General features: G+C 51.2%; 25 protein-coding genes. 14 read left to right on the top strand and 11 right to left on the bottom strand.

Going from position 1 to position 22,790, the window contains the following annotated elements:
* Positions 1–58: 58 nt before the first annotated feature.
* The 3 genes from SIB64_RS02100 to SIB64_RS02090 are packed head-to-tail and all read left to right on the top strand — an operon-like array spanning position 59 to position 2,120.
* Positions 59–367: a hypothetical protein gene (locus SIB64_RS02100; protein WP_413441687.1), complete on the top strand. Its 309-nt coding sequence runs from the start codon at positions 59–61 to the stop codon at positions 365–367.
* A 36-nt stretch (positions 368–403) separates the two neighbouring features.
* Entirely contained in the window at positions 404–880 is a 477-nt protein-coding gene (gene moaC / locus SIB64_RS02095; RefSeq protein WP_413441686.1) for a cyclic pyranopterin monophosphate synthase MoaC, read from the top strand.
* The gene (locus SIB64_RS02090) at positions 861–2,120 is read left to right on the top strand and encodes a molybdopterin molybdotransferase MoeA (RefSeq protein WP_413441685.1); all 1,260 of its coding nucleotides are present in this window, start codon (positions 861–863) and stop codon (positions 2,118–2,120) included. The genes moaC and SIB64_RS02090 overlap by 20 nt, the downstream gene beginning before the upstream one ends.
* 116 nt (positions 2,121–2,236) lie before the next feature.
* Here the strand turns inward: SIB64_RS02090 and SIB64_RS02085 are convergent, their stop codons facing one another.
* The 3 genes from SIB64_RS02085 to SIB64_RS02075 form a co-directional block, all read right to left on the bottom strand.
* Positions 2,237–3,325 (bottom strand): calcium-binding protein, encoded by a 1,089-nt coding sequence (locus SIB64_RS02085; protein WP_413441684.1) that lies wholly within the window; start codon positions 3,323–3,325, stop codon positions 2,237–2,239.
* A gap of 547 nt (positions 3,326–3,872) precedes the next feature.
* Positions 3,873–4,079, bottom strand: a complete 207-nt coding sequence (locus SIB64_RS02080) for a hypothetical protein (protein ID WP_413441683.1) — start codon at positions 4,077–4,079, stop codon at positions 3,873–3,875.
* 150 nt (positions 4,080–4,229) lie between these two features.
* Positions 4,230–5,027, bottom strand: coding sequence for a hypothetical protein (locus SIB64_RS02075; protein WP_413442828.1), 798 nt, complete (start codon positions 5,025–5,027; stop codon positions 4,230–4,232).
* A 47-nt stretch (positions 5,028–5,074) separates the two neighbouring features.
* Between SIB64_RS02075 and SIB64_RS02070 the strand changes: the two genes are divergently transcribed.
* Complete coding sequence (locus SIB64_RS02070) at positions 5,075–5,965, top strand: NAD-dependent epimerase/dehydratase family protein (RefSeq protein ID WP_413441682.1); 891 nt, start codon at positions 5,075–5,077, stop codon at positions 5,963–5,965.
* Here the strand turns inward: SIB64_RS02070 and SIB64_RS02065 are convergent.
* The gene (locus SIB64_RS02065; protein ID WP_413441681.1) at positions 5,929–6,360 is read right to left on the bottom strand and encodes a molybdenum cofactor biosynthesis protein MoaE; all 432 of its coding nucleotides are present in this window, start codon (positions 6,358–6,360) and stop codon (positions 5,929–5,931) included. The genes SIB64_RS02070 and SIB64_RS02065 overlap by 37 nt on opposite strands.
* A gap of 4 nt (positions 6,361–6,364) precedes the next feature.
* Positions 6,365–6,631, bottom strand: coding sequence for a MoaD/ThiS family protein (locus SIB64_RS02060; RefSeq protein WP_413441680.1), 267 nt, complete (start codon positions 6,629–6,631; stop codon positions 6,365–6,367).
* An 18-nt stretch (positions 6,632–6,649) separates the two neighbouring features.
* Here SIB64_RS02060 and moaB point away from each other — a divergent pair, with 18 nt between their 5' ends.
* Entirely contained in the window at positions 6,650–7,183 is a 534-nt protein-coding gene (gene moaB / locus SIB64_RS02055; protein WP_413441679.1) for a molybdenum cofactor biosynthesis protein B, read from the top strand.
* Here moaB and cobA read toward each other — a convergent pair.
* Both cobA and SIB64_RS02045 read right to left on the bottom strand, forming a co-directional pair.
* Positions 7,161–7,946 carry a uroporphyrinogen-III C-methyltransferase gene (gene cobA, locus SIB64_RS02050; RefSeq protein ID WP_413441678.1) on the bottom strand — a complete coding sequence of 262 codons (786 nt, stop codon included), beginning with the start codon at positions 7,944–7,946 and terminating at the stop codon, positions 7,161–7,163. The two genes, moaB and cobA, sit on opposite strands and share 23 nt — an antisense overlap.
* Positions 7,943–8,605 carry a DNA mismatch repair protein MutS gene (locus tag SIB64_RS02045; RefSeq protein ID WP_413441677.1) on the bottom strand — a complete coding sequence of 221 codons (663 nt, stop codon included), beginning with the start codon at positions 8,603–8,605 and terminating at the stop codon, positions 7,943–7,945. Before SIB64_RS02045 ends, cobA begins: the two co-directional genes overlap by 4 nt.
* Before the next feature lie 445 nt (positions 8,606–9,050).
* Between SIB64_RS02045 and SIB64_RS02040 the strand changes: the two genes are divergently transcribed.
* From SIB64_RS02040 to SIB64_RS02030, 3 genes are all read left to right on the top strand, one after another.
* Positions 9,051–10,658, top strand: a complete 1,608-nt coding sequence (locus tag SIB64_RS02040) for a ferredoxin--nitrite reductase (RefSeq protein WP_413441676.1) — start codon at positions 9,051–9,053, stop codon at positions 10,656–10,658.
* A gap of 220 nt (positions 10,659–10,878) precedes the next feature.
* Positions 10,879–11,769 (top strand): formate/nitrite transporter family protein, encoded by an 891-nt coding sequence (locus SIB64_RS02035; RefSeq protein WP_413441675.1) that lies wholly within the window; start codon positions 10,879–10,881, stop codon positions 11,767–11,769.
* A 9-nt stretch (positions 11,770–11,778) separates the two neighbouring features.
* Positions 11,779–12,501, top strand: coding sequence for a HEAT repeat domain-containing protein (locus SIB64_RS02030; protein WP_413441674.1), 723 nt, complete (start codon positions 11,779–11,781; stop codon positions 12,499–12,501).
* A 62-nt stretch (positions 12,502–12,563) separates the two neighbouring features.
* Here SIB64_RS02030 and cynS read toward each other — a convergent pair whose 3' ends face one another.
* Positions 12,564–12,998, bottom strand: a complete 435-nt coding sequence (gene cynS / locus SIB64_RS02025) for a cyanase (protein WP_413441673.1) — start codon at positions 12,996–12,998, stop codon at positions 12,564–12,566.
* A 227-nt stretch (positions 12,999–13,225) separates the two neighbouring features.
* On the opposite strand from cynS, the gene SIB64_RS02020 reads away from it, so the two are divergent.
* Together SIB64_RS02020 and SIB64_RS02015 are read left to right on the top strand one after the other, a co-directional pair.
* Entirely contained in the window at positions 13,226–13,363 is a 138-nt protein-coding gene (locus SIB64_RS02020; protein ID WP_413441672.1) for a cyanate hydratase, read from the top strand.
* Between the two features lie 57 nt (positions 13,364–13,420).
* Positions 13,421–14,506: an anthranilate phosphoribosyltransferase family protein gene (locus tag SIB64_RS02015; RefSeq protein WP_413441671.1), complete on the top strand. Its 1,086-nt coding sequence runs from the start codon at positions 13,421–13,423 to the stop codon at positions 14,504–14,506.
* Here the strand turns inward: SIB64_RS02015 and SIB64_RS02010 are convergent.
* On the bottom strand, positions 14,467–14,934 hold the full coding sequence (locus SIB64_RS02010) for an N-acetyltransferase family protein (protein WP_413442827.1): 468 nt from the start codon (positions 14,932–14,934) through the stop codon (positions 14,467–14,469). The genes SIB64_RS02015 and SIB64_RS02010 overlap by 40 nt on opposite strands.
* 46 nt (positions 14,935–14,980) lie before the next feature.
* Here SIB64_RS02010 and SIB64_RS02005 point away from each other — a divergent pair, with 46 nt between their 5' ends.
* The 4 genes from SIB64_RS02005 to SIB64_RS01990 all read left to right on the top strand — a co-directional run bounded on the left by SIB64_RS02005 (position 14,981) and on the right by SIB64_RS01990 (position 20,288).
* Positions 14,981–16,195, top strand: a complete 1,215-nt coding sequence (locus SIB64_RS02005) for an MFS transporter (protein WP_413441670.1) — start codon at positions 14,981–14,983, stop codon at positions 16,193–16,195.
* A 49-nt stretch (positions 16,196–16,244) separates the two neighbouring features.
* Positions 16,245–18,383, top strand: a complete 2,139-nt coding sequence (gene ppk1 / locus SIB64_RS02000) for a polyphosphate kinase 1 (RefSeq protein ID WP_413441669.1) — start codon at positions 16,245–16,247, stop codon at positions 18,381–18,383.
* Positions 18,384–18,590: 207 nt separating this feature from the next.
* Positions 18,591–19,577 (top strand): RpoD/SigA family RNA polymerase sigma factor, encoded by a 987-nt coding sequence (locus SIB64_RS01995; RefSeq protein WP_413441668.1) that lies wholly within the window; start codon positions 18,591–18,593, stop codon positions 19,575–19,577.
* Positions 19,578–19,631: 54 nt separating this feature from the next.
* Positions 19,632–20,288, top strand: coding sequence for a diacylglycerol/polyprenol kinase family protein (locus SIB64_RS01990; RefSeq protein ID WP_413441667.1), 657 nt, complete (start codon positions 19,632–19,634; stop codon positions 20,286–20,288).
* Here the strand turns inward: SIB64_RS01990 and SIB64_RS01985 are convergent.
* Complete coding sequence (locus SIB64_RS01985; RefSeq protein WP_413441666.1) at positions 20,237–21,271, bottom strand: glycosyltransferase family 2 protein; 1,035 nt, start codon at positions 21,269–21,271, stop codon at positions 20,237–20,239. The two genes, SIB64_RS01990 and SIB64_RS01985, sit on opposite strands and share 52 nt — an antisense overlap.
* Positions 21,272–21,651: 380 nt before the next feature.
* Positions 21,652–22,716 (bottom strand): 3-deoxy-7-phosphoheptulonate synthase, encoded by a 1,065-nt coding sequence (locus tag SIB64_RS01980; RefSeq protein WP_413441665.1) that lies wholly within the window; start codon positions 22,714–22,716, stop codon positions 21,652–21,654.
* Positions 22,717–22,790 lie beyond the last annotated feature (74 nt).

Here is a 22,790-nt window from a genome sequence, read left to right as displayed (position 1 = left end):
TCCGCTCCGAACTCACGGATTCATTCCCATACTGAATTTCAGTGTCACTGTTCAGTTGATGACAACCAGCGTCTCCCGCGTTGCGGCACGTAGCCCGATCACCGTTGCAGCTGGGTTTTTGGGAGCTTTCATCGTGGGCTCTCTTGGTGTGCAACTGGTGCGCAGCTACAACATTCCTGCTCCAGCACCCGCGGCGGGTGTCGATCCAGTGATCGCCAGCCCAGCCACCCTCTGGTCTGCTCTCGGAGAACGCGACCTCAACACCTCCAATGCTGCGTCACAGGTCAGACCCGCAGCCGCCAGGGTGGATTTGAAGCCAGTGATCTTCTCGGAAGCCTCGCTCTGGTCCACGTTCGGGGAGCGCTGAAGCACTATCCCGTCTTCAATGAGGTGACTGATCTCCATGGGCGATGAACTGAGTCACCTCAATGCAACAGGCCACGTCCACATGGTTGATGTTGGCGATCGGCCAGTAACGCACCGAGAGGCGACGGCAGAGGGAACAATCCGGATGGAGCCAGCCACGTTTGACCTGATCCGACGCGGTAAAACCCCGAAAGGTGATGTCATGGCTGTGGCGCGGATCGCTGCCATTCAGGCAGCCAAACGCACGTGGGAGTTGATCCCCCTGTGCCATCCACTGCCTCTCAGTGGCATGGAGGTGACCATCGATCCCGATGAGACTCTTCCAGGCTTGAGGCTGCAGTGCCACTGCAAGACGACCGGTCAAACCGGAGTCGAAATGGAAGCGATGACAGCGGTTTCCATTGGCCTTCTGACGCTTTACGACATGCTCAAAGCCATCGACCCTGCCATGGTTTTGGACGACATCCGGCTGCTTGAAAAAGAGGGTGGACGCCATGGCTTCTGGAGCCGCTGAGCCCTACGGCCGAGAAGGCCTGCCACTGGACCAGGCACGCTGCAGGGTTCTGGAATCGATCAAGACACGGCGCGCTGCTGCTGCTGAAACACGTCCACTCCGATCCTGCCTCGACCGCGTCTGCGCCGTTGATGTAATGGCGCCATGCGATGTGCCGGGATTCCGGGCTTCGATCATGGATGGCTACGCGCTTGCTCAGGATCACCAGCCGGAACCTGGGTCAAGCTGGACATTGCGCGGACGCTCTGCTCCTGGGGCCCCCTTCGCGGCTGCACTTGTCCCCGGCGAAGCGATCCGGATTCTGACGGGAGCGCCAGTCCCGGACGGGTCGAACTGGGTGCTGCCGCAGGAATTGGTGGATGCCAATGAAAAGCGTTTGCAGCTTCGCGGAGACCCCTCCGATCAACGCTGGATCCGAGCTGCCGATGAAGAATGTCACGCTGGACAACTCCTGTTGGCTCGGGGACAACGCCTGACAACAGCAGACCTGGGACGCCTCGCCAGCTGCGGCATCCATCAGCTGCAGGTCTACCGAAAACCGCAGATCGGTTTGTTGATTAGCGGAGATGAACTGGTCCCCGCCGGATCTGAACGACCCGCTGGGGCGATCTGGGAAAGCAATGGAAGCTTGCTGGAAGCTCTACTGAGCAAGCTGAACCAATCAATCGTGGATCAACAGGTGGTTGCGGATCAACCTGCCCTGCTGAACAAGGCATTGCTGGAAATGGCAGAACGCTGCGACGTGGTGGTGAGTACGGGTGGTGTCTCTGCAGGAGACAGCGACTGGATCCGAACCCTGGTGGACGACATTGGCGAGATCAGCTTTTGGAAGTTGTTTCTGAAACCGGGACGCCCCTTTGCCTTTGGAACGCTGCAGGGCAATGTGCCGTTCTTCGGGCTGCCTGGAAATCCAGTGGCAGCGGCAGTTACAGCACTACAGCTTCTCTGGCCTGCACTGCAGTTGCTCGAAGGGCAGATGGAACCAGAGCAATTCCCACGGCTCCGCGTGCGCTTGGCGACTCCCTTGAAACGCCGGCCGGGTCGGCCGGAACTGGCGCGAGCACGGCTGCGATGCAATGCGAATGGTGAGCTTCTGGCTGAAATCGGAGGCTCCCAGGCCTCCTCACGGATCGGGTCCTTGCAGAACGCCGATCTGCTTTTGGAAATACCTGCTGAAGCAGGATCACTGGCGCAAGGCAGCGAACTCTGGGCCCAACTGATCCGCAGACCTGTGTTCTAGTCAGCGTCAACAAGGGAAGTGCATCCAGATTCAGAATCATGCGCAAAAGGCACGTTTTCAAACAAACAATGCCCCCAGGAATGGCGGGGCGAAACAACCTGCAAACCCTGAATGACCTAAGCCGCCACCCCTATCGTCATCTCACTGAGCTGATTAATTGTCAAATTATCGCCTGTGTAAATAGCTTCTAAAGAATTAGACGCATAGATTCCAATGCCGCTCAAAGACTCACCAGATATGGTTGTATGGGTTGTTGATTTAAACGATAACTGAGAATCACTTGCGCCTTGGATAAAGATCTGATCAAATGAATCAAGGGATGCGATTACATCAGCCTTTTTGTTTTCAACATTATTACCAGCTTTTCCATTTAGGTAATTAACCGCGAGGTGATCGCTCTTCAAGAACAACCAGTCTTCAGCACCATCCTGCTCACCCGTAAAGGTGTTTTGCCCAAAGCCTCCATATAAGTCATCTCCACCCTCACCCCCTGTCAAGACATCTCTCCCATTTCCAGCACGCACCTCATCATTGCCGTCTCCGCCATTCAATTGGTCCGCACCTCTATATCCAGTTAAGACGTCGTCACCACCCAGACCATCAATAACATCGTCTTCAAACTTATCCCCAGCAATTCCTGAAAGTACATCCGAAGAAATCGTTCCTTTTAAAGAATTGACGATGATATCGCCTACTGCAATATCACCACCTCCGTTATTTATAATATTAATAACAGTGCCGCCGGTGCCGTTATTTCCACTTAGCTCATCAAAGGGCGAGTCAAAGGCGATAGTATCCGCCAAGGAAGCTTCACCATTTCCACTAGGGATTGAGTTAAATGTTCTATATTGTGGACCTACTTCATAAATCATTCCACCGGCCTTAAGCTCTGCACTTAAATAGTCTAAAGATGTTCCATAATTATTATATATAGCATCAAAGGTTTGACCGGAATACGAATCATGATAACTTTCTATAATCAAATCACTATAACCATATCCAAAATTATTACTGACAGAGCTGAATTTGATGAGATCATTTGAATCATGGTCGTCCCAACTGTCAAGCCCCAGTTGTTCTGGCGCATACCAAACATCAGTCTTAAGCGCTCCACCTCCATCATAGGAATCAATGTTCCCACTAAATGTAAACCAATCACCATCTGCATCGAAACGGTAAACGCCTTGAACTGTTGAGTAAGCCATAATTCAAAAAAAATGGACTGAGGTTCGCTCCTCACGAACCCATCTTCTGCGTTTCAAGGGCTTCTATGGATGAAAAAATGAAGATAAAATCCTGAGAAAAAAATGAGATCATTAGATTGGCAAGTCCAATTTATCAACCAGAGATGTTTGCGATAGACATTCATCTTTACAAAAATCATAGAACGCCCAAGACTCCAAGCCGCAGCAATCAACCAAGATTTAAAACAATCAGTGCCAAACTAAAACAAGAATTGAATTATAAAAATCAGGAAAATTGGATACCGAAGAATGGCGACCTTTAAGCTTTTCATTATCGCATTGTCTCTCTTACCAAGACCCACCACTCCTAATCGATCCATACGCCAAAGCCTATTTTGGCAAGACTTTTTACAAGACACAACAGAAAACTTATTGAAGCAAATAAGGCCACAGCAAAAATAAAGTAAAATAAAATAACACCACATCCTAAACAAAACTACTGCCAAATGAATATGAATAGCGCCCTATGCCACAAGACAAACAGTCAGACAATTTCAATGCAGTCAAATCACACAATCAACCGAGCAGAAGGAAGAGTCGGCGCACTTGTGCTCTCCTTCCCATGGATGAGCATGCTGCAACCCTCACCTGCTGATGGCGTAGACAACAACAATGTGTCACCAGCAACAATTGTGGTGACAGCAAGCAATCCTTCCCCCGCAAGACCGCTTGCGAAGGCAACGATGAACTGGACAATTAGTTTGTCTGGCATCATGAGTTTCTTCTAAAAAGTTTCTTCGACAACAGATTATTGATCCGGCTGTTGAAGATGATGCTGCAGATTTTTGGTGAGTCTCAGTCCTGATTGATGTGATTTTCTGGTGGATGTTGATCGATCACGCGCCAAAGCCTCAATCCATAGACATCAGATCGGATCCGGTTGAAACCGACGCCGTTCCCAAGCCGCGAGTTGACCTGATGCATTAAACACAATGCTTACTTGCTGAAACAGTTCCGGACCCAGCAATCCACCCACCTCCAGACGGAACTCTCCCCGGGGCAACTGCTCGGGCACGGAAAACACCATCCCGTCCGGCATCACCACAGAACAGGGATGAATCAGCAGTTGCTCCGGATCAAACTGCAGCAGCTCCGGGACACTGGCTTGTGCATGGACCCCAACTTTTGGGATCAACCGTTGCTTGCTACCGCACCAACCCCGCAAGGGTTCCAAAAGGGCGTTGGGTGTCCCGCACGTGGGACGCTCCGGCTCATGGATTTGTGCATCTTGGCAGCGAAAGCCCACTGCGCCGGCCAGTTTCAACAGCCACTGATCCGAAGAGCGCATCCAGATCAGCACCAGCATGGAGCGGGAGCGCCCCTGAAAAAGATTGATCTCATGGCCAAACCGGGGTTGATCCTCATCCAGCCGGCGACTGGACTGCCCCCCAGCGCCCTCGAATTGCCAGCACCCACCACCGGCATTGTAGGTCGATCGACTGATTGGGTATTGGGCCGTTCCTCCCGGCGCAAAGAACAGTCCGGATCCATCCCACAATCCGGTGTCAGCATCACTGAAACTGATCACATACCGGGTGGGATCAATCACCCGACTGGGAATGCCCCAGTCAATCGGCTGCACACCCTGACGTTCAAACCACGATCCAACGCCCTGCCAGCTCCCCTCGAAATTGCGTCGGTTGAGACCCCATTGATCAGTCATGACTGCCACGGCCGGCTCTCATCCAGCCTGCTTAGGGTCTGCCACAAATGCCAGGACTCACTTTGCGACTGACGATTGTGGGTTGCGGTTATGTCGGCATGGCCCTGGCCTGCGAACTGCAGAGCCATCGAACAACAACAGAGCTCACACTCACCACAACCAGCGAAGGGCGGTTGGAAGAACTGAAGCCCCTGGCGGAACAAGTTCAGATTTGCAGTGCGCAGAACCCCAAGCAGCTGTATGAGGCCCTGAGCGAAGCCGACGTGGCAGTGTTCTGCCTAGGGCCGAAAGGCGATCGCCAGGTGGATGCCGGTGGCTACCGGCAAACCTTCCTCGACAGTTTGAACTGCCTGAAACAGCTGCTGCCAGCGCTGCCGAAACTGGGGCAAATCGTCTACACAAGCAGTTGCTCGGTGTACGGCGACGCGGCTGGCGATTGGGTGGATGAAACAACCCCAGTACAGGCGCACGACGACCACAGCGCCGTACTACTGGAGGTCGAAGACTTGCTTCAAAACCTGGCGGAAACGCCATCAAAGCAAGTGTGCATCCTGCGGTTGGCGGCTCTGCATGGTCCCGGACGCGACCTGGATCAGCGCTTCCGTGGTCTTGCTGGTCAGAACCGCGCAGGCGATGGTCAGCGCTTCACCAACTGGGTGCACGTGGCTGACGCGGCAGGGGCACTCAGGGCGTCGATCGAAAAAGGCTGGTCCGGTGTGGTCAACGTCGTGAATGACGAGCCGATCCGACTGGCGGATTTAGTGGACGGCGCCCTGCGCAGACAAGGTCTTGCTCCGATCCGATGGGGTGGTGAAGCACACAAGAGCGGCTGCAATCGACGCATTTCCAACCGCAGACTCAAACAACGCGGGTACCAGCTCCAGCACCCGGCCATCGTTGATCAACGGGGCGTATTGGACGCAAGCCAGGTTCCCTGACCATCGCACCACTCCCGTTTCCAAAAAGGTGCGCCGTGTTTGAGATCCTCCAGGAGTGCGGCACAGCAATTCAGAGCAGCGCCACGTCGATCAGCATGCACAGCAACCAAAACGATCACTTCACCGGGCAGAAGTCGTCCAACACGATGCAGAACAAGAGCGGCATCAGCCTCGTATTCAGACAACAACGTCTGAGCTGACGTCTTGATGCATTGCTCGCAGAGACCTGCGTAATGCTCTAGTTCCAGCGCCTGCAGGGTTCGTCCATCCATCGTCTGACCTCGCACCCGCCCGAGAAACACGGCGTCAGCAGCAGCATCGCCGCCCCACTGTTCAAGCTCAGCCCAAGGGGAGAAGGGCTGCTGACGAATCTCAACCTGCACCGCTGAAGCCATCCGCTCAACCACCGGTAAAGGGTGGCAGAAATGCCACTTCGTCTCCATTGCAGAGCACCCGCTCGGGACCAACCAGCTGCTGATTTACCGCAATATTGATTGCCAACAAAGAGCCAAGCTGCAGTTCAGCCCAGAGCTCTCCTGCAGTGTTTGTGCGAGCCGTTAAAGGCATTTGACGGACACTCCATCCGGCGCGATCCCTCAAAGAAGCGAAGAGAAGCACCTGCAGCACATCAATCACCGTGGCATGCCCTGCGGTTCTAGCGTCCAAACCCGATGCAGAGGAAGCGTGTCTCTCGTCATTGCCCTTCTGACTATCTCTGACAGCCGGACCTTGGCCGACGACCCAAGCGGCGATCATCTAAAACAACAGCTTCTCAGCGCGGGCCACCAACTCCATGAGCGGTTGATCTGCCCGGATGACCGTTACCTGATCCGCGCTGAGGTGAGCCGTTGGATTGCCGATCCAAGCGTTGATGTGGTGATCAGCTCAGGGGGGACTGGTCTGACAGGTCGAGATGGCACCCCTGAAGCGGTGGAACCCCTGCTTGACAAAACAATCGACGGTTTCGGAGAACTGTTCCGTGTGCTCTCCTTTGAGACGATCGGCACGAGCGCTTTGCAAAGCCGCTGCCTTGCTGGTGTGGCGAACGGCACTTTTTTATTCGTTTTACCGGGATCGCTCGATGCGGTCACAACCGCCTGGTCTCGCCTGATTCAGGACCAACTGGACCCCACAACAAAACCATGCAATCTCGCCCAGTTACGACCACGCCTCAAAGAGCCGAGCGAATCACCAATCAAAACGGAATCGGCATCGTGACCGCTGCCGGAGACGGTGCGCAGGACTCGACTTGCTGCTCGATCACAGCACCGACCACAACAATCGAAGGGGACCGGAACGCTTGCAGGCGTGCCTCCTCAGCGATTTTTCCCAAGGGCGCTTTCAGGCATCGCTGACCCTCAACGGTGCCCTGTTGAATCACAGCTGCAGGCGTACAGGCTGCGAGCCCTCCCGCGATCAGCTCATCTGCAATACGCGGCAGGTTGTGCAAACCCATGTAGATCACAAGCCCATCGCTTGCCGTAGCCAGCGAACGCCAGTTCACCGAAGGGCGACGCTTGTCGATCTCCTCATGACCGGTCACGAAGGTGACAGAGGAGCCTGCATTGCGGTGGGTCACCGGGATACCTGCATAAGCCGGGGCCGCAATCCCTGAGGTCACACCAGGAACCACTTGCACGTCAATTCCACGCTGGGCGAGATGGGCGGCTTCTTCACCACCACGACCAAACAAGAAAGGGTCACCCCCCTTTAAGCGAACGATGCAGGCATGTTTCTGAGCAAGATCAACCAGCACGGAATTCGTACTGGGTTGGGGAACGGAATGATGTCCCCGCCGTTTACCGACAAAATGCCGTTCGCATCCCTCGGAAACGAGATTGAGAACCTCTTTCGGGACCAGGGAGTCGTACACCAGCGCATCGCACCTGTTCAAAAGGCGCTGAGCTTTGACGGTGAGCAATTCTGGATCGCCAGGCCCTGCTCCCACGAGATAAACGGTTCCGGTCTTGACGTCGGTCACGGCAGTGCGGCTAGCAGATCGATTAGGCCCTGGCGGAGGAGAGGCCGTTCAAGCAAGGTTGGGCTGTCGTCGGACGCTTGCAGAGCATCAGTCATCCGATTGGGTGCCAAGGCCAGTGGATAGGGCCTGAATTCATCGGTGTAACGACGCTCTGACCAGCAATCAAAGGCCATCACCGGGAATCCCAAGCGCTGAGATAGGGAATCAAGGAAGCGGTTGGCTAGGCCTGGCCGCAGAGGATGGTGCAGGAGAGTGACGCAACCAGACTTTGGCTGGAGTCTCAGATCCTTTCCGACAAGGTCCCACCAGAGGGGCCATGCACCGAGAAAAGGCAGTGAGGTCACGTCTTCCCCACGACTGCGGATTGTTCGGCGGATCGAAGGGATGTCATGACGAACATGGGATCCGGGCAGCAGAAACAGTGGAATCAGCCAGGAGGACTGCAATGGAGAGGAAAAATCGGAACCGGAGGTGAGAGCATCCAGCTGAACAGGCGACGCACGAATCAGCGCAAGCGTCTCGGCAACGTCAAGCAGGCAGTCCGGAACGATGCCCCCTGGACGACCATGAACAACAAGACGAAGAGCACGACAACCCTGATGGGAGACCTGTTTCCGTAACAATGGCCACGGATCAGAGGCCGTCGCAGCTGATCTCATAGTTGAATTCTGTCGTCTAAACGACTCATGCCTCATCGCCGTTATTCCCGTCGTCATCGACTGGAGAGCAAGTCGGCCAGATCTCGCGAGCCCCGTTTCCAAAGCGAGCTGGACCGAGACTTTGCTGCAATGAAGCGGGTTTGGCAAATGATCCGACAAGGCGCCGTGCGCATGGTTGGCGAGATTGGACGCCAATATTGACTCACTGAAAGTGACTTTTAGGCGTTCGTCTCGCACACAAGATGTAGCAGCGACAACAAAAACGGCAACGCCAGCCCGGGCTGAGAGCAATTTCGAAAACTGTTCTTTTTGCTACCAATAAAAAGTTGTCATGACCTGTAAAAAGAAGACAGCGTTCCTTCTTTTTTGAAACGCTGTTAGTCCACATTATTTTGATTGCTTATTCGTTGCTGAGCAATCAAATAAATATTTCCTCAATCTTCACATGACTACCAGCGCTTCATCAAGACCTTACTTAGAAGGCAAAAAACTCAATAAAATAGAAAAAAACAAAGCTGCCAAAGACGGCTTGCTTGTTGGTAGTGAGATTGAAAAATTTGCTGAAATCGGCTGGGAAGAAGTTGATGAAACAGATTTACAGCTACGCCTTAAATGGTACGGAATGTTTTGGCGCCCAAAAACACCTGGGAAGTTTATGCTCCGCCTGAGAATTCCAAATGGGGTGGTCACATCGATGCAACTTCGAGTAATTGCATCGATAGTTGAACGTTATGGTGATAACGGAAGCTGTGACATTACTACTCGACAAAATTTACAACTAAGGGGTGTCTTATTAGGTGATCTACCTGAAATTCTTAAACGACTTAAAGAGGCTGGTTTAAGTACAATACAGTCAGGTTTTGACAATCCTCGTAATGTCACAGGCAATCCCCTCGCAGGAATTGATCCCCATGAAATAATAGACACCCGCCCATATACAACCGAGCTACAGAATTTTCTAACTAACAATTGCGAGGGCAATCCAGAATTTTCTAATTTACCCAGGAAATGGAATACCGCTGTTGCCGGCGCCAAAGATAATTTTTTACTGCATAATGATATTATTTTCCACCCTGTTGAATTGGATGGTGTAATGGGGTTCAGTGTTTGGATTGCAGGAGTTCTATCCTCTCAATTGAACGCCTATGCCATCCCACTAAATGCTTGGGTTAAACCAAACCAAATCTGCGAAATCACTGAAGTAGTTATCAAGATTTGGCGCGATAATGGTGAACGAGATAAACGTCCTAAGGGAAGGTTTAGATTATATTTGGACAACATAGGCCTTGAAAGTTTTAGGTCAATGGTTGAAGAGCGCTTCGGCCCTCTTACTCCTGATCCAGGATCAATTTTCGACGATCAGCCTCGTTCACATTATGGAATTCATCCTCAAAAACAAGAAGGTCAATTTTTTGCAGGCCTTCACGTACCAGTCGGTCGACTTAAAGCTGAAGATCTGCAAGATCTAGCAACAGCAAGCTTACATTATGGTTCCGGTGAAGTAAGATTGACAGAAGAACAGAATGCTATCATTGTAGGAATACCCGAACAAAAACTAGAATCTTTTAAAGTTGATCCACTCCTCAAACGTTTTCCACTTCATCCCCAAGCAATATCAGCGGGGACTGTTTCTTGCACAGGCAACACATACTGTGGATTTGCTCTCACCAATACTAAAGATCAGGCGCTTTTAGTTGCTGAAAAACTTGACTCCGAGCTTGAGTTGCCAAAACATGTGAAAATTCATTGGACTGGTTGTCCAAACAATTGTGGACAAGCAGATATGGGGTCAATTGGTTTAACTGGTACAAAGGCTAAAAACAGTGAAGGTGTTATGGGTGAAGGTTATAAGATCACTATTGGAGGCTCGCAAGGATCAAATCCAATGATGGGATCCCTTCTTCACAAAGCAATTCCTGCCGAAGACATCCATTCAGTTCTTAAGGGTTTACTTCTTGAAAAATTTGATGCCAAAATAAAATCGAAACCAAGCTTAGGAAATGAAGGTGGTACTGACTTCTTCTCTCGATTCATGAATCATATAAGCAATTAAATTACACGTAAAAATTTTGAATTCGTGGCGCTTCGTTTTGAAGCCACGGATCTACAAAACCCGACCAACCACATTCCTTTGTGATGGCTATTCACCAAAGTGCTTTTTCTCCCACTGTCAACTACTTGAGCCCCAGAGGTCGGGCTGATCCGTTTTTAACACTCGAAGCTGAGGCTCCGACCTGATTCCGTCCTTTACTTCAACATTTCCAATACAACCGATGGATTACGTTCTTCCCAATGAACTTGTCGATGGCATGATTGGTGCCGGTGGCAAGAAAGCTACTGTCAGCGTCAAAGACTTACTACTGCGAGGTTTTTATTCAGGGGCAATCCTTGGCCTTGCTGTCATTCTTGCTCTGACAGTAGGTCTCACCAGCAAAAACCCTTGGCTTGGTTCTTTCCTCTTCCCCTTCGGCTTCGCAAGCATCGTGCTGTTTGGCATGGAGCTGGTCACCGGTAACTTTGCACTTCTACCGATGGCGACATGGGCGGGCAAGACCACTTGGAAAGCGACGTGGAGAAACTGGGCTTGGGTATGGTTCGGCAATTGGATTGGCACTGCTGTTGCAGCGGGCTTAATGGCCATCAGCCTTACAAGTGGTGGAACAGTGGATCCTGCTTCAGCAGCTGATGGAGGAGGTATGTGGCAACAGGTAGCTGCAAAAATCATTGCTTTAAACAAAGCCAATGTCATTGTCAAATACGAAAATCTTGCAGGGCTTGGCTTCTTTCTTGCCATTGTTCGCGGTGTGATCGCTAACTGGCTTGTATGCCTTGGAGTGACAATGGCGTTGGTCAGTAAAAGTGTCCCAGGGAAAATTCTTGCTTGTTGGCTGCCAATCACGGCTTTCCAATCGATGGGCATGGAACACATTGTTGTCAATCAGTTTCTGCATACAGCAGGACCCCTGCTTGGTTCTGGAGTGCCCTTCTGGAAATGCATCTTCTGGAACTTTTTCCCAGTTACAATTGGAAACATCATCGGTGGGATGGTCTTCATTGGTATGCTGTTTTACAGTACACATCGCACCAAAATGGAGAATGTACTTCCTCCAGAACATGATGAAAAACTTGAGCGCGAACTCGCTGCAGAACTTGGTGCTCGCTGAGGCAGCATTTTGAAGCCTCCTGAAGAAGCTTCCCTGTGGGAGAGTTTGTCACAATCAAGGCGTAAACCATTAGACCCATTTTGGCTGGGAGAGATTTACTCTCCCAGCCTTTCTATTGATTTGAGGCTTGCGGTTTGTGAAAAGCTAGGAATGCTTGCAGAACTAGGATGGCCTCACATCAAAAAACTAATTGATCAACATGGTCCTAAACAGGAACTTATATTATCAGCAGGCCTTTGCCATCAACCAAATGCGCGTGATTGGCTTTTAAGCCAACTGAAAGCAAAGGATGAAACTATTGTCCTTACAGCTCTTGAAGCACTTGGCTGCTGGGGAGCTGATGTCCCCCAATCAATTGTGGAAGAAAGTCTGGTCCATCCGTCCCACAAGAGAAGACTTGCAGGACTCCAAATGCTCACCTTCCGTGCCCATCTCTTGAGCGATAGCCAATTGCTGCAACTCTGTGAAGAACCGCTCGCAGATTTTCGAGATGCAGTGGCGATTGCTGCAGTCAGACTCTTACAACGCCGAGATGGATCTATCATCTCAGAACGCTTGACAGCAATTAGCCTACACGGTTCAGATGCTCTCGCTAAAGCTGCTTTACTGGCATTGGGCTGCATAGCTACGCCAACAAGCCAAAAATGTCTTTTAGAATTAAGCAAAAGCTTGCCTGAAGGTGAACGTCGCGAGCAAGCATTGAAACAACTAGGACAACAATTTCGAAATTAAAAATCTGGGGTTCCCCCCAGATCAAACATCTAATCGTCAACTCCTATTACATAAGAAATTAATTACCACTTTTTATAGGGTAAGAACTTGCCACACATCGTGATCGAAACTCGATCCCCTTTGGGATCCTCAACTTTTTCAACGTCCAAGGTAAAGTCAATTGCGCTCATAATGCCATCTCCGAACTTTTCTTGAATTACATCTTTCATTGGCATCCCGTAAACCTGCATGATCTCATAAAAGCGATAGATAAGCGGGTCAGTCGGAATGACAGGATCCAAACTTCCCTTAGTGGGAAATTCTTGAATTGCTGCAGTTACATCTGGTTCAAGAGATAGCAATTCAGCAAGTTTATCAGCCTCCTCTTTTGATGCCGTGGCCTGACCGTAAAACAAAGAGGCAATCCAAACCTCGTCAAGCCCAAGCGCTGATTCTAAGTCAGCGAAACTCATACCTTTGGCTTTCTTTGCTGCCATAAGAGTTGCCGTAACATTCATGATGTTTGGTGTTTTAGCTGGTTGGTGAAAAACTGCCTTTTAAAGCAGTAATTCGAAGCTCTCGCAATCCAGGGGAACAAATTGAAGCAACAGCTACGAAATTCACTGCTTACGCGTCGTTTTTCAGCAGCAGTTGCAACTGCACGCAACTACCACAAATGCTGAAATAAGTGAAAAACAATTAATGCACAAAAATGCAATCGATGCTACAAAAATTTATGACTTTGATGGCTCGTGTCTTGTGCAGCTGGCGTCCAGATAATTCACTACTCCGAGAACGTCTCTACTACGCCGAAGGACGGCATCATCCTCACCATCCCCGTCACGGAACCCTGAAGGGTCTGGACGTCTGCGCTAACAGTTAAATTAAGGTGTAAAAATTGTTACTCAGCAGTACCGCTTGCTGCTGAACATCCGCCTAAGTGACTCAGGTCGCCGTGACTCTCAGCCCGCCAACAGGGAAGGAGCGCTTCAAACAGCATCTCCGCAAGGTTGGCAGTGGCGAACACACCAGCCGGGGTTTGTCACGGCTAGAAGCCGCTGATGCTCTTGAGCTCATCCTTCACGAAGAGGCCACTCCTGCTCAAATCGGAGCCTTCCTGATTGCCCATCGCATCCGGCGGCCAGAACCCCAGGAGCTCGCCGGGATGCTCGACACATACCGCGACTTGGGTCCGGTTCTGAAATCTGCGGCAGGTGCCACTCCTCCAGTGTGTTTTGGCATGCCGTTTGACGGCCGAACACGCACAGCACCCATCTATCCCCTCACCGCGCTCGTTCTTCTCGCAGCAGGGCAACCGGTGGTCCTGCAAGGTGGCTCCCGTATGCCGATCAAATACGGAGTCACAGCTCAGGAACTCTTCAAGACCCTTGGCCTCGATCTGTCAGGAGTAGCGATCGAAGACGTTCAAAAGGGCTTCGAGGCCCATGGTTTTGCTTTGTTGCACCAACCCGAGCATTTTCCGCTCGCGGAAAGCCTGATCAGTTACCGGGAAGACCTAGGAAAACGTCCACCAGTTGCCAGCCTGGAGCTCCTCTGGACTGCTCATCAAGGTGAGCATCTGCTGGTGAGTGGCTTTGTCCATCCCCCTACAGAGAGTCGAGCCTGGGATGCCCTGCATCAGGCAGGTGAAACCAATCTGGTCACCGTCAAAGGGCTGGAAGGCGGTACAGATCTTCCGATCGGACGAGCCTGCATCACAGCAACCGTGACCGATGGCATCCCCGAACGGAAGATCCTTCACCCTCGAGACCATGGCTGCCACGAAAAGGATGTGGAATGGACAAATCTGGAGACTTGGACCGAACAAGCTGAAAATGCGTTGGACAACAAAGGGCCTCTCTGCAGTGCCACCCGCTGGAACGCAGGGGCGTACCTCTGGCTCAGCGGGCAGGCCAGCGATTTGGCATCCGGAATCAACTCTGCGGAATCCTTGATCCAAAGCGGAGCAGCCCGTGCCGTGCTGGATCAACTCCGCAGCTGGCGCAGCACCTTCTCCATTCGATAACGCACAAAGCTCACCCCAGCGATTTCAATGGTCTCCGGGGCGATCAATTGCCAGCCCCTACCTATCAGCAAAGGGCGACTCATGGCACTGGCCTCCGTTGAGAGACGCTCAATACCGTGATCTCTGGCATCCCGCTCGATCTGTTCCAGGAGAATGGATCCATGGCCCTGACGAGCGGCACATCCGCGGCAGTACAGCAGCGCCAGACGAGCCTTTGGATAACGAATGGCAAACGCCTCGTCCCGACCGCTGATCCAGCCACGTCCCTCATGAAACGAGCGATCGAGAACCCCCGGCAACCAAGCCAGTGCCGCCCAAGCTCTCACCTGCTCTGGGGTGTAAAGCACCCCTGCCTGGCTTTCAACCGCGTCGGCATAGATCTCCCGTAAGAGGGGATGGTCGCTGGAACGAATCGGACGCAGGACCATGACCAGAGCCTGTGGGAGTGTGTGATCGATCGATACTCGCCCCGCTTTGCAGCGCTTCCGGTTCCCCACTCTGCTGAGCGCCTTTCTAACGCTGCTGAACGATCGGCTGAGCGAAAGCATTGTCTTCCCACTGCTGCCATTCCTTCTGGCGCAGTTCGCACCAGATGGTCGAACGCTTGGGCTCCTGGCGGGCAGTTATGCCCTGGCCCAGTTTCTGGTCACTCCACTGATCGGAGCCCTGAGCGATCGTCATGGGCGCCGACCTGTGATCGCCATCTGTGTGAGCGGGTCGGTGCTGGGGCTCGGTCTGTTCGCACTCACGATGAGTTTGCCCTGGCCGAACGGAGCCGTTCTGCCTTTGGTGCTGCTGTTCACGGCGCGCATCATCGACGGAATCAGTGGCGGAACCGCCGCTACTGCAGCAGCCGTGCTGGCTGACATCAGCCCCCCGGAGCAACGGGCACGAGCGTTCGGGTTGATCGGAGTGGCCTTCGGCGTCGGCTTCATTCTTGGCCCTGGCATTGGTGGCTGGCTGGCGACCTTCTCGATCGACCTGCCGGTCTGGGTGGCCACAGGCTTCGCCATCATCAATCTGCTTGTGGTTGTGTGCCTGCTGCCGGAAACCCATCCACTTCAGGCACGCAGCGGCAGTTCAATCAGCCGCGAACTCAACCCTTTCGCGCGGATCGGAACGGTGATCGCTGACGGCAGCATTGGCCAACTCGCCGCGGGTTTCTTTCTGTTCTTCCTCGCCTTCAACGGCTTCACAGCCATCTTGGTGCTCTATTTCAAACAGCGATTCGGCTGGGGACCTGAGCTCGCAACATCCGCTTTCCTGGTTGTGGGCATCGTGGCCACCGTGGTTCAGGGAGGGCTAATAGGCCCACTGGTCAAACGGTTCGGCGAATGGCGGCTGACGATGCTCGGCCTGGGGCTGGTCATGGTCGGTTGCCTACTGATCCCAGGCATCGGTGCATCCGACCGGGTTGGCAGTGTGCTCATCTCCGTGAGCCTGCTCGCCTTGGGAACCGGCTTGGTCACACCCAACCTCCGCAGCCTAGTTTCGAGACGTCTTGGCAATCGAGGCCAAGGAACTGCTCTCGGCAACCTTCAGGCATTGCAAAGCCTGGGAAGTTTTCTTGGACCACCACTGGCTGGTCTCGCTTACGACAGCATTGATCCAACAAGCCCCTTCATAGGAGCAGCCCTGATCCTGGTGATTGTCATGGGCCTTGTCGCCAGGACTGCATCACGGGCTTAGTGGCAGTTGCTACGTTTCATAAGACGCCGCAACGCCTTCAGCTGAAGCCATGAGCGCTGACGTCACAAGCCCGGATCAATACATCAATCGCGAACTGAGTTGGATCGCCTTTAACGAACGGGTCCTCGCCCAGGCGCTCGATGAGCGCACTCCGTTGTTGGATCAGGCCAAATTCAGCGCCATTTTCAGCAACAATCTCGATGAATTTTTCATGGTGCGGGTTGCATCCTTGAAATCCCAGGTGGAAGCAGGGATCACCGCGTCGAGTGAAGACGGAAAAACACCTTTTGAACAACTGCTCAACATTCGGGAAGAATTGATTCCGCTCCTGGAAAAACAACAAGACCATTACGGAAGGACTCTCAAAGAAAGCCTTCTAAATCACGGCGTTCAACTTCTTGACTACGAACAGCTGAACTCCCGACAAAAGGAATGGATCGACGCTTACTTCACGACATCGATCTTTCCAGTTCTCACACCCTTGGCAGTGGATCCAGCCCATCCTTTTCCTTTTGTAAGCAATCTGAGCCTGAATGTTGCAGCCGTGATCCACGATCCAGACACAGGACAACGGCAGTTCGCACGCGTCAAAGTACCTCAAAAAAATCTACCGCGATTCATCGCGATCCCGGAAGATCTCAGTGACAAAAATCCGGCACCAATCCATACCGCGATTCCTCTGGAGCAGTCGATTGCCTACAACCTCGACTCACTATTTCCTGGCATGACGGTTGAAGGGCATTACTTCTTCCGTGTCACCCGCGACGCAGATCTGGAACTACGTGATCTTGAAGCCGACGATCTGATGCTGGCACTCGAGCAGGGATTAAGAAAACGACGCGTGGGCGGCGAAGTGGTTCGACTCGAAGTTCCAAAAGATATGCCAGAAAACGTGGTCGAAATGTTGATGACGGGCATGACCGTTGAAGAAGAGGATGTTTACCGCATCAACGGCCCACTGGGTTTGGATGATTTGTTCTGGCTGGCGGGCCTGCCCCTTCCGAAACTGAAAAGCAAATCGCACAGCGGACAAACGCCTGCGGCATTGGCCCGCACACAACAACACCTGATCGAAGAAGGATCTGTCAAACAAGAAGAATTCGAAACAATCTTTTCAGTCATTCGCGAACAAGACATTCTTCTTCACCATCCCTATGAGTTGTTCTCAACATCAGTAGAAGAATTCATCAATCAGGCTGCTGATGATCCAAAAGCGATCGCGATCAAGATGACTCTTTATCGAACATCCAAAGATTCACCGATTATTGAGGCGCTGATTCGTGCTGCCGAGAACGGAAAGCAGGTGATGGCACTCGTGGAGCTGAAAGCACGTTTTGATGAGGACAATAATATTCAATGGGCTCGTCACCTAGAACGAGCTGGTGTTCATGTGATCTATGGGGTTCTTGGACTGAAAACACATACAAAAATTGTCCTCGTTGTACGAAAAGAAAGCTCCAAACTAAAAAGCTACGTACACATTGGGACTGGAAACTACAATTCCAAAACATCAAAACTTTACACCGATATCGGGTTGCTCTCGAGCCGACCAGAACTTGGACAAGATCTTGTTGAGCTCTTCAATTATCTGACTGGCTTTTCCAAACAACAAAGCTTCAGGCGCCTTCTCGTCGCGCCTGTAACGTTGAGAAAGGGCACAGAAGCGCTGATTCGACGCGAAATTGAGCACGCTCAGCAAGGACGGCAAGGCCAAATCAAAGCCAAGATGAACTCATTGGTGGACCCTGAGATCATCGCCCTGCTTTACGAGGCTTCCCAGGCAGGCGTCAAGATCGACTTAATTATCCGTGGGATGTGCAGCCTTTATCCAGGTAAAAAAGGCCTTAGCGAAAACATAAGAGTGACGAGCATTATTGGTCAGTTTCTAGAGCACTCAAGAGTATTTTGGTTCGCCAATGGAGGCACACCTGAAGCCTACATTGGCAGCGCCGACTGGATGCCCCGCAACCTCGATCGGAGGGTCGAAGCAGTTTCACCGGTTGAAGAACCGGCACTACGCAAGAAGCTCGAGCGCTTGCTCGATCTCTATATGAGAGACAATCGAGGCGCGTGGGACATGCAAAGCGACGGTAGCTTCGTTCGACGCCATCCAAAGAAAGGCGAACAGGAATGCAACTCCCAGGTTGAACTGATTGACCTATGGCGGAAGGGCATCCCTGCCACTTAGCCAAAGGGGGAGGGATCCAAGGTGTTTTCATGTATTGACTGATACGGAAACGTGTAGCGCGTATCTCTTCCCCACGCAGAGCAAATATCAAAATCTTCTTGAAGAAAACTCCACCCTGTTCGACTCCTGAAAATCTTCGGATTCGCAACAGTTGTTCAGCAAATGCGGTGCTAAGTTCAGCCCAAATTCATTCAGGAGACCAGGGTGATGGGGATCCCTCTGGAGTCTTCCGGCTCAGCCGCTAAAGGCGGTCGGAAGCAACCTGCTCTGCCTTCAACGGCACGGCGCTCAACTTCGCGCCAAAACGGCAGGCTTGCAACCGACTCAATTGGATATTACCTCAGCAGTATTGGTCGCGTTCCGCTGCTAACTCCGGCTGAAGAAATTGAGTTGGCTCATCACGTTCAAGCGATGAAAGAACTTCAGCAAGGGCCCGCTGAAGAATTAACAATTCGAGATAAACATAAAATACGGATGGGCAAAAGAGCTCGCGACAGAATGATGGCTGCCAATTTACGGCTGGTTGTAAGTGTCGCCAAGAAATATCAGAACCAAGGATTAGAGCTGCTTGATCTCGTGCAAGAAGGTGCCATTGGGCTGGAGCGTGCTGTTGACAAATTTGATCCAGCAATGGGATATAAGTTTTCCACCTACGCCTATTGGTGGATTCGTCAGGGCATGACCCGTGCCATTGATAACAGTGCACGAACGATTCGACTGCCTATTCATATCAGTGAAAAGCTATCGAAGATGCGTCGCATCTCCCGAGAACTCTCGCACCGTTTCGGGCGTCAGCCCAACCGGCTTGAACTGGCGAGTGCCATGGGCATCGAACTACGTGAACTCGAGGATCTCATCTCACAAAGCGCACCTTGTGCATCACTTGATGCTCACGCACGTGGAGATGAAGACAGAAGCACCCTTGGAGAACTGATTCCAGACCCCAACGGTGAAGAACCGATGGAAGGAATGGATCGAAGCATCCAAAAAGAACATCTTGGTGGCTGGTTGGCTCAACTGAATGAACGGGAACAAAAGATTCTTCGGTTGCGGTTTGGCCTGGATGGCGAAGAGCCTTTAACCCTTGCGGAAATTGGTCGACAGATCAATGTGTCTCGAGAACGGGTTCGCCAACTGGAGTCAAAAGCGATTCTCAAGCTGAGAACAATGACCAACCAGCAGCAAGCTGCTTAAACCGTCTTGCCAGTCGCAGTCACTCTGACGGTCCTGGGGCTATACCTCGGATGTTTGATCACTCTGGCTGGCTGGATCGGATCCAAGTGGGAACACTCCCATGAACTTTCACGCAAAGTCATTCATATCGGCTGCGGACTACTATTGCCAATCTCCTATTGGCTGCAACTTCCTCGCTGGATCGCTTTAACAGCAGCTCTTCTTGCTATAGGCTTGGTGCTGTTGAACTACCAGAGGAAATGGCTTGGGCTGATTGAAGATGTAGACAGAAAAACTTACGGAACAATTTTCTATTGCACTTCGATCAGTACTTTGATTTTGATTTTCTGGAATCCAGATCCTGTGGCAATGATTGCTGGCTCTCTGGTGATGGCCATATCAGATGGCTTGGCTGGCTTGATCGGAAAGGGGGTCCAATCACCAACATGGAGATTTAATGACCAAACAAAGTCACTGGCTGGAACAACAACAATGCTCTTGAGTACATTTCTCATCCTGATGACTGTCTCACATCTCACAGGAAATGTACTTCCAATCAGGTTCGCTTTGCTGGTCAGTCTTATCGTTACCTTCCTTGAACAATGGAGTGTTTATGGAATCGACAATCTCACGGTTCCAATAATGACAGCTCTAATGTTTAGTCTTGCAGCAAACAGCGATCAACTACTCGCCTTCTTTTCAAACACTGTTCCATTGAAAACATTGCTGTAGCGATCAATAATGTCAGGTTGCTCCTGGAGAAGAGCTTCCAAAGCTCTAAATTTTTTACGAACAGACTCACGACCAACTTCCAGCTGATTTTCAAGATTACATTCATCAAGAAACTTTTCAAACCCACGTTGATAATGACTATTCTTCTCAGATGAGATTTGATGACGAAAAGTTTTTCCAATTGCTTGACGCGAACCTTGCCGGCGGACATAACCAAACCGATTGTCTTTGATTGGTGCATCGTTGGCACGATGCTTGCGCCCTCGCATCAAACTTGCACAATATTCAAGATGGCTACGGTAAATTCGATGGAACACGAACCAAGGCTCAATCGTTGAAGCACAACGTTCAACATCATGATCACTCAGACGCTTTCCAAGGGCTGAGTATTGTATTGTTGCTCCATTACTTAGAACTGATTTAATTTTATGAGGCTTACGCTTGATTCCAGTAAAATTATGAACCATTGGACTGCCAAGATTAGAGCTTAAACGGCCGACAGACTTAACAACCGACATCTTCTGAAGCTCCAAAGAGTCTACGAAAAAACGGGAGAATGGCTCAACTTTTCCAGGCAAGTCTGAATACCAGAGATTAGAAAGAACGTCAAACTGCCCTGCCGAACGGAACATTTTTTTGACATTCTGATCAAAAGATTCAGAAAGAAGATATTCATCGATATCCAAAAAAGCTAAGTGAGAAAAATTTCTTTTTGACTGTTCAGTCTTCCATGCAAAGCGGTAAATAACGTGTTGAAAAGAACGCTTCGCCCGATTACTGATTCCAACCAAAGAGTCTGCATTGTAAAAATTTACGTTACTATGTCGAGCGCAAATGCGCCGCATAACCTTAAAGCTATTATCAGTAATACCATTCAAATAAACATCAATTTCATCAAAGCCAATTCTTAGATGGTGGTAAATCCATTCCGGCAAATAGGCGGCTTCGTCCTTAGCAATAGCAACTAATTTCAGGGAAGCCATGTAAAACCACTATGTCTATAAAATCTATCATATTTACCCAGTAACATGTCTATTTGACTGCTAGAGAAAAAAAAGACGATATGGCTTGACAAGCCATCGCGACATCAATCAATGAAATTCATTTAAAGGGATGCTAACCTAACGATCATGAATAAAGCGCTTGACGATCAAAATTCAAACGACAAAACATACACTGTTTCTCAGAAATCGGCACCTCAAATAAAATCATTTTCCAGGAATTTAAGCCAATGAAGATTAATCACAAAAGAATCAAAATTTACGAAATACTAATTAAATCAGAGGGGACGTTTTCAACAAAAACACTTCAAGCAACCGATCCCACGAATCAAAAAATCAAAGAGTTCAACTGATCATCGAATTCAAACAGCCACGACCTTTCGCCCAGCAACAGCCTTGGCTAACTCGCTTAAAAGTTTGGCCGTGGTTTGGATGCTGATACAAGCATCAGTAATGCTCTGGCCATAGGTCAGTTGAGACAAATTCGCATTGAGTTTCTGATTACCTTCAACCAAATGACTTTCGATCATCACTCCCATCACGTAGGCGGAACCTGCACGAAGCTGATCTGCAACGGCTTTCAGCACATCGGACTGGCGGCGGAAGTCCTTGTTGGAATTGGCATGGCTGCAATCAACCATCAGACGGTCCTTCAGGCCAGCTTGACTGAGTTCAGCCGCTGCAGCGTGAACCGCTTCCAGGTGATAGTTGGAACCTCTGTTACCGCCACGCAGAACAAGATGGCCATGGGGGTTGCCTGTGGTACTGACGATTGAGGCGTGACCCTCACGATTGATACCCAGGAAATGATGCGGCTTCGACGCCGCCTGCATGGCGTTGATGGCAATGGTGGCGCTTCCGTCCGTGCTGTTTTTGTAACCGATCGGCATCGACAACCCAGAAGCCATTTCTCGGTGGGTTTGGCTCTCGGTGGTGCGAGCACCGATCGCCGTCCAGCTGATCAGATCGGCGATGTACTGCGGAACGACAGGATCGAGAAGTTCAGTTGCGGCAGGCATCCCTTCACAGGCCAGATCAAACAGGAGTTTGCGAGCCCTGCGCAAGCCTGTGTTGATGTCGTAGGAGCCATCAAGATGAGGGTCATTAATCAAGCCCTTCCATCCGACGGTGGTCCGAGGCTTCTCGAAGTAAACCCTCATCACCACTTCAAGTTCATCGCGGTAGGCCTCCCGCAAAGGCGCCAGCTGCCGGGCGTAATCCCTTGCCGCCTCCACGTCATGCACAGAGCAAGGACCGACGATGACCAGCAATCGCTGATCCTCACCACGAAGAATCGCTTGGATGCGTTGCCTCGCGCTAGCAACAGTGCGCATTGCGGCAGCGTCGATCGGCAATTCGCCATGCAGAACAGCCGGCGCAATCAGAGGACGGGTCTCCACCACATGAAGATCGGAGGTGGTGGCCATGTCCACACCAAACAGTTCTGATAAGGCTACGCACCTCTGAACAAAAGTTCAGGACCTCCTCCGTGAAGAATGGT

This window comes from Synechococcus sp. MIT S1220 (assembly GCF_047303025.1).
Classification (GTDB): Bacteria; Cyanobacteriota; Cyanobacteriia; order PCC-6307; family Cyanobiaceae; genus Parasynechococcus.
This window is presented reverse-complemented; position numbering and strand designations above follow the sequence as displayed.